Origin of the sequence: Collinsella sp. (genome assembly GCF_052346665.1) — a bacterium.
In the GTDB taxonomy this organism is placed as follows: Bacteria; Actinomycetota; Coriobacteriia; order Coriobacteriales; family Coriobacteriaceae; genus Collinsella.
The window spans coordinates 12951-16203 of sequence record NZ_DAWDUX010000015.1 but is presented as its reverse complement, the minus strand read 5'-3'; the positions used below and the strand labels follow the sequence as shown (position 1 = coordinate 16203).

Genomic DNA, 3253 nt, shown 5'->3' with positions numbered 1-3253 from the left:
GCGCGAGGTAGACCGCATCCACGTCCGGATCCTCCACGAGGCGAAGGTGCGCGGACGCCCCGTTATCCTCGGCACTCGCATAGCGCTTTGCCGCATCAACGTGAAACTCCCCGGCAAAAGCGTCGAGCCGCTCGGCGCGACGCCCCGAGATCGCAACCAGCCGCGCGCCCTCGACATGCGCGAGCGCTCGCGCGAACCTGCCGGCAATGCCGCCCGCGCCCATGATGCCCCAACGAATCTGTCCCACGTCCGCCTCCGTTCACGCGAATCATTCCCCGCAATCATACCCTCCCGCCCGGTCGCGCACTGCGTCAACGCGAGCACGGGAATCGGCAGGGATCCGCATGACCCGCAGGCGCCAAACGAATCGTCGCAACCGTCCCGCCTCGCCCCTATAATGAAGGCTCACAAATCGAAAGGAACCATGTGAAGGTCATCGTCTACACCGACGGCTCGTCGCGCGGCAATCCGGGACCGGGCGGCTATGGCGCCGTGCTGCGCTACACCGCACCCTCAGGCAAACTGCACACGCTCGAGCTCTCCCGCGGCTACGACCGCACCACCAACAACCGCATGGAGCTGTTGGGCGTCATCAGCGCGCTGGAGGCCCTCAATCGCCCCTGCGAAGTCGAGGTCCACTCCGATTCGCAGTATGTCTGCAACGCCTTCAACCAGCATTGGGTCGAGGGATGGATCCGCCGCGGATGGAAGACCTCACAGAAAAAGCCAGTCAAGAACGTCGACCTTTGGAAGCGCCTGCTCGCCGCCAAGGAACCCCACAGCGTGTCGTTCCATTGGGTAAAGGGACATGCAGGCCACGAGTTCAACGAGCGCTGCGACGAGCTCGCCACGAAGGCCGCCGACGGCGCGAATCGCGCAGTCGACACGGGTTTCGTCGAGGGCGAATCGGAGTAAGCCCGACCGACGAGCGAGAAGCCCTTGTAGCTTGTCTACAATAAACGCATCGAAAACCGCCGCGGAAAGGACCTGTCATGATCCGCCTTGCCACCATCGGGACCAGCTCCATTACCGAGAACTTGCTTATGGCACTCGCTCAGGTCGATGGCGTCGAGTTCGTGGGCACGCTCTCACGCGATGCCGAGCGCGCCGCCGCCTTCACAGCAAAGCACCGCGGAACCTGCCCCTTTACCTCACTCGATGAGTTGGCCGCAAGCGACGAGGTCGATGCGGTCTACATTGGCAGCCCCAACGCGCTGCACCACCACCAGGCACTCGCCTGCATCGCGGGCGGCAAGCATGTCCTGGTCGAGAAGCCCTTCTGCGCCAACGAACGCCAAGTCCGCGAGGTCCTCGAGGCGGCCGGACGCGCGGGAGTCGTGGCGCTTGAGGCCATGCGGCCCCTGCACGATCCCGCCTTCCATGCCCTCAAGAACGCCCTGGACGAGCTCGGCACCATCCGCCGCGCAACCCTGCGCTTTGGCAAATACTCCTCGCGCTACGACGAGGTGCTTGCCGGTCGACGCACAAATATCTTCGATTGCTCAATGGCGTCCGGTTCGCTCATGGACATCGGCATCTACACCGTCGAGCCGCTTATCGAGCTGTTCGGCGCTCCAATCTCCGCCTGCGCCGCCGCATCCCTACTTGACGAGCAAACCCGCGGCCTCACCGGCGGCCCCATCGACGGTGCGGGCGTCATCGTGGCGAGCTATCCGAACATGATCGCCGCGCTGCATCACTCTAAAATCACCAACGACTGCTCACCCAGCCAAATTGAGGGTGAGCTCGGCACCCTTGTCATCGAGGGTATCTCCGCGCCCGAACGCGCGTATCTGGAGATGCGCGTGATAAAGGCCGCGGCAGACACCGTCGGATACTCGAGTGCGCAGACCTCCACGCGCGAGATCGAGCTGCCGCATGCGGACAACACCATGATCTACGAACTCGCCGACTTCATCGAGGCAGTCGGTGCCACGCAGGCGGGAACTCCCTTGGCCGAGGCTCCCTGTGGTCCCTTTGGGATGCTCGCGCATTTCCATGAGGTGACGCTCGCATCCCTCGCGCTTATGGATGAGGCACGGCGCACGATGGGTGTGGCGTTCCCCGCAGACGAGTAAGGAGGCGGCAATGGGGCTCTTTGAAAAGATGATGGGACATGCACGGGAGTTTTCCCGGGCGACGGGCCTTTCGGACACCGACGTGAAAAGCGCCGGACGCTTGAGCCCATGCGAGGATGGCCTTCGCGAGGAACTCGGGCGGCGTGCCGAAGCATGCACCACCGTACTTCGCTTTGCGCTGCTGTTCAGCGGCGACGTGCAGGGCGTGGGGTTTCGCTGGACCAACCAGAGCCTCGCGCACGAGCGGCATCTAGTGGGATGGGTCAAGAACCTGCCCGACGGCACCGTGCAAATGGAAATCCAGGGAGCTCCGCGCGCCCTGGTCGCCCATCTCGAGCGCATCCATGCCTACTATGCGCGTTTTGGCAATCGAATATGGCTCGAAGACGCCAATGAGCTGCCTACCATTCCCCACAACAATGCCTTTGACGTGCTCTATTAAGTATCACAACTTCACCATCATTTTAAAGCGTCCGGCACGAGCACTTGTCTTGCAACCTTCCTTCTGTTGAAATGTTATGAGTTTAGTAACGGAAGGGAGGCCCCATGGACTCACAGCCACGCTCACAACGACCGACGCTGCGACGCAACACGCGCCAGCGCCAATTGGTTCTCGACGCCGTGCGCGCACGGTGCGATCACCCCACCGCCGAAGACATCTTTCTCGATGTTCGCACCATCGATGAGCGCGTGAGTCGGGGCACCGTCTATCGCAACCTCAATCTCCTTGCCGAGACAGGCGTCATCGCCACCGTGAAGGCTCCGGGCGCCATGCGCTTTGACCGCCGCTGCGACAGCCACGGTCATGTCGTCTGTCGATCCTGCGGTGTCGTCGCGGACGCGCCTCTTGCCTACGACGCCTCCCTCGATGCGGCCGCGTCGCAGGCAACGGGGTTCGCCATCGACTCGCACATCATGGTGTTCGAGGGCCTGTGCCCGCACTGCGCCGCCCCGGTATCCGAGTAAAGCGAAAAATTGAACTGACTTGAGTTGCCGCTCTTTTCCATCAACTGGCCTTTTGCCGAGCTGAGCGCGACTCGAGACATCGAAGTACGTTCAATATTCCGACCCGCGCATCTACACCCACAATCGACCTAGACGAGCCTCAGCTCGGCGCAGGCGTTCCAAATGCCATCGTCATCGACGTCCGTCGTGATGTGGCTCGCGCGCTCCTT

Annotated in this window: 5 protein-coding genes; 4 read left to right on the top strand and 1 reads right to left on the bottom strand. The window is 62.6% G+C overall.

All coding sequences use genetic code 11. The annotated features are described in order from the left end of the window. Positions 1-247, bottom strand: a 247-nt coding sequence (locus ACT8II_RS04095; RefSeq protein WP_443813041.1) for a Gfo/Idh/MocA family oxidoreductase, incomplete at its 3' end; no start/stop codon positions are given. Between the two features lie 179 nt (positions 248-426). Here ACT8II_RS04095 and rnhA point away from each other — a divergent pair. The 4 genes from rnhA to ACT8II_RS04075 all read left to right on the top strand — a co-directional run bounded on the left by rnhA (position 427) and on the right by ACT8II_RS04075 (position 3044). Then, on the top strand, positions 427-915 hold the full coding sequence (gene rnhA / locus ACT8II_RS04090; RefSeq protein WP_199588880.1) for a ribonuclease HI: 489 nt from the start codon (positions 427-429) through the stop codon (positions 913-915). Positions 916-992: 77 nt separating this feature from the next. Next, positions 993-2078, top strand: a complete 1086-nt coding sequence (locus ACT8II_RS04085; RefSeq protein ID WP_407495924.1) for a Gfo/Idh/MocA family protein — start codon at positions 993-995, stop codon at positions 2076-2078. Between the two features lie 10 nt (positions 2079-2088). Further along, on the top strand, positions 2089-2520 hold the full coding sequence (locus ACT8II_RS04080) for an acylphosphatase (protein ID WP_317440214.1): 432 nt from the start codon (positions 2089-2091) through the stop codon (positions 2518-2520). A 104-nt stretch (positions 2521-2624) separates the two neighbouring features. Beyond that, positions 2625-3044: a Fur family transcriptional regulator gene (locus ACT8II_RS04075; protein WP_118653239.1), complete on the top strand. Its 420-nt coding sequence runs from the start codon at positions 2625-2627 to the stop codon at positions 3042-3044. The last annotated feature ends 209 nt before the right edge of the window (positions 3045-3253 follow it).

Bases quoted from the DNA above. Each gene is read 5' to 3' on its own strand.
- ACT8II_RS04085 (WP_407495924.1), top strand. From the start codon at position 993: ATGATCCGCCTTGCCACCATCGGGACCAGCTCCATTACCGAGAACTTG.
- ACT8II_RS04075 (WP_118653239.1), top strand. From the start codon at position 2,625: ATGGACTCACAGCCACGCTCACAACGACCGACGCTGCGACGCAACACG.
- ACT8II_RS04080 (WP_317440214.1), top strand. From the start codon at position 2,089: ATGGGGCTCTTTGAAAAGATGATGGGACATGCACGGGAGTTTTCCCGG.